The sequence below is a fragment of the Streptomyces sp. NRRL WC-3549 genome (genome assembly GCF_000721935.1).
Lineage (GTDB): Bacteria > Actinomycetota > Actinomycetes > Streptomycetales > Streptomycetaceae > Streptomyces.
Genome location: NZ_KL585389.1, coordinates 55,148 through 57,563, shown reverse-complemented (window position 1 = coordinate 57,563; position 2,416 = coordinate 55,148). Strand labels below are relative to the sequence as shown.

The following is a 2,416-nucleotide window of genomic DNA, read 5'->3' as shown; positions in this document are numbered from 1 at the left end:
GTTCTCCCGGCTGCCGGTGACCGGTCCCGGGGACGAGATCCTGGGATACCTGCACATCAAGGACGCGCTCGGCGTGGCGGAGCGCACCGAGCCGTTCCCGTCCGGCGCCCTCCATCCGGTCATCCGGGTGGAGATCGACACCCCGCTCGACGACACCATGACCGCCATGCGGTCCGCGGGCACGCATCTGGCCGCGGTCGCGGGTGACCGGGGCACGGTGATCGGCTTCGTCACGATGGAGGACGTGCTCGGTGAGCTGGTCGGCCCGTCCGCGACGGTGTGACGGCCCGGCCGGGGCCCGGCCGGACGGGAGCCGGACGCCGGCGGACGGATCGCGTCCGGCCGGCGGCACGGCCCGCGAGTTCCGCACCACGGGCACGGGCGCGCGGGTGCTCGACGAGGAGCGCGGACGCACCGTCGAATCCCTCGACCGGGTGATGGCCGACCGGCCCGAGGCGGACATCGCCGCCTTCGCCGGCCACCTCAAGCGCTTCGACGCGGGTATCGAACACCTGGGCGGACGCCCGTGTCCCGTCATGACGCCGCGGTGCCCGGCGCGTCCGCTCCGGGCACCGCGCGTGGGCCCCCAGGGGCCACAAGAGTCGTTGCGGCGCGGCGGACGGCGGAAATCCCGCCGGCCCGTGCAACCGGTGCGCCCTCGCGGGGGACGGTCGGGTGGCCAATTCCGTGCAGCGAAGGAGCGCCACCCGTGACCGAGACCGTGAACAAGGGGGCCGAGGGGCCCGACGACCAGCCGCACCTCACCAACCGGCAGGGCCACCCCGTCTACGACAACCAGAACCAGCGCACGGTCGGCGCCCGGGGGCCCGCCACTCTGGAGAACTACCAGTTCCTGGAGAAGATCAGCCACTTCGACCGGGAGCGGATCCCGGAGCGGGTCGTCCACGCCCGCGGGGTGACCACGTACGGCTATTTCGAGGCCTACGGGAAGTGGGGCGACGAGCCGATCGGCCGGTACACCCGGGCCAAGCTGTTCCAGGAGGCGGGCAAGCGGACGGACGTCGCGGTGCGCTTCTCCACCGTGATCGGCGGGCGTGACTCCTCCGAGGCCGCCCGGGACCCCCGGGGGTTCGCCGTGAAGTTCTACACCGAGGACGGCAACTGGGACCTGGTCGGCAACAACCTGGGCGTCTTCTTCATCCGCGACGCCATCAAGTTCCCCGACGTGATCCACGCGCTCAAGCCCGACCCGGTGAGCCACGAGCAGAAGCCGGCCCGGATCTTCGACTTCATGTCACAGACCCCGGAGAGCATGCACATGCTGGTGAACCTCTTCAGCCCCCGGGGCATCCCGGCCGACTACCGCCACATGCAGGGCTTCGGCGTCAACACCTACAAGTGGGTCAACCCCGAGGGCGGCACCGTCCTGGTCAAGTACCACTGGCTGCCCAAGCAGGGCGTCAGCAGCATGACGGAGGAGGACGCGGCCAACGTCCAGGCCGGCGACCTGGGGCACGCCACCAAGGACCTGTACGAGGCCATCGGACGCGGTGACCACCCGGAGTGGGAGCTCGTCGTGCAGATGATGTCCGACGACGAACACCCCGAGCTGGACTTCGACCCGCTGGACGACACCAAGACGTGGCCCGAGCAGGACTTCCCGCCGAAGCCGGTGGGACGCATGGTCCTCAACCGGGTCCCGGACAACTACTTCGCCGAGAACGAGCAGGCGTCCTTCGGCACCGGTGTCCTCGTGGACGGGCTGGACTTCTCGGACGACAAGATGCTGGTCGGCCGGACCTTCTCCTACAGCGACACCCAGCGCTACCGGGTCGGCCCGAACTACCTGCAACTGCCCGTCAACCAGGCCAGGCACGCCCACGTCGCCACCAACCAGCGCGACGGCCAGATGGCCTACGACAACAGTCACGGCGGTGAGAACCCCGAGGTCAACTACGAGCCGTCGATCATGGGCGGACTGCGCGAGTCCACCTACCCCACGCACGACGACCAGGGCCCGTTGATCGAGGGCCGGCTCACCCGCGCCCGTCTCCCCCGCACCAACGACTACCTGCAGGCGGGCCAGCGCTACCAGCTGATGGAGGAGTGGGAGCAGGACGACCTGGTCAAGAACTTCACCGACCTGTTCTCCCAGTGCACGCGGCCGGTCCAGGAGCGGATGGTCTGGCACTGCCTGATGGCGGACAACGACCTGGGGCTGCGGGTCGGCGAGGGCATCGGTATCAGCGCCTCCGACGTCGCCCACCTCCCGCCGCTGCCCACGCAGAACCTCAACGACGAGGAGAGGGAGCGGCTCACGCGGCTCGGCAGCAACCCGCCCCGGGACGTCACCGGGCTCACCATGACCCACTGCGTCCCCGACAAGCGGCACGTGGTGGAGCGCTGACCCCCGGCCGCCGGACGCGGACCGGGGCGGTGGTCCACCGCCCCGGTC

At 70.5% G+C, this 2,416-nt stretch carries 2 protein-coding genes and 1 pseudogene; all 3 read left to right on the top strand.

Going from position 1 to position 2,416, the window contains the following annotated elements:
* A partial coding sequence (locus IH13_RS40075; RefSeq protein WP_037840940.1) for a CBS domain-containing protein occupies positions 1-283 on the top strand: 283 nt, incomplete at its 5' end.
* Between the two features lie 55 nt (positions 284-338).
* A pseudogene (locus tag IH13_RS44440) lies at positions 339-533 on the top strand (MarR family transcriptional regulator); the annotation flags it as partial.
* A 176-nt stretch (positions 534-709) separates the two neighbouring features.
* Entirely contained in the window at positions 710-2,368 is a 1,659-nt protein-coding gene (locus IH13_RS0107590) for a catalase (RefSeq protein ID WP_031082210.1), read from the top strand.
* The last annotated feature ends 48 nt before the right edge of the window (positions 2,369-2,416 follow it).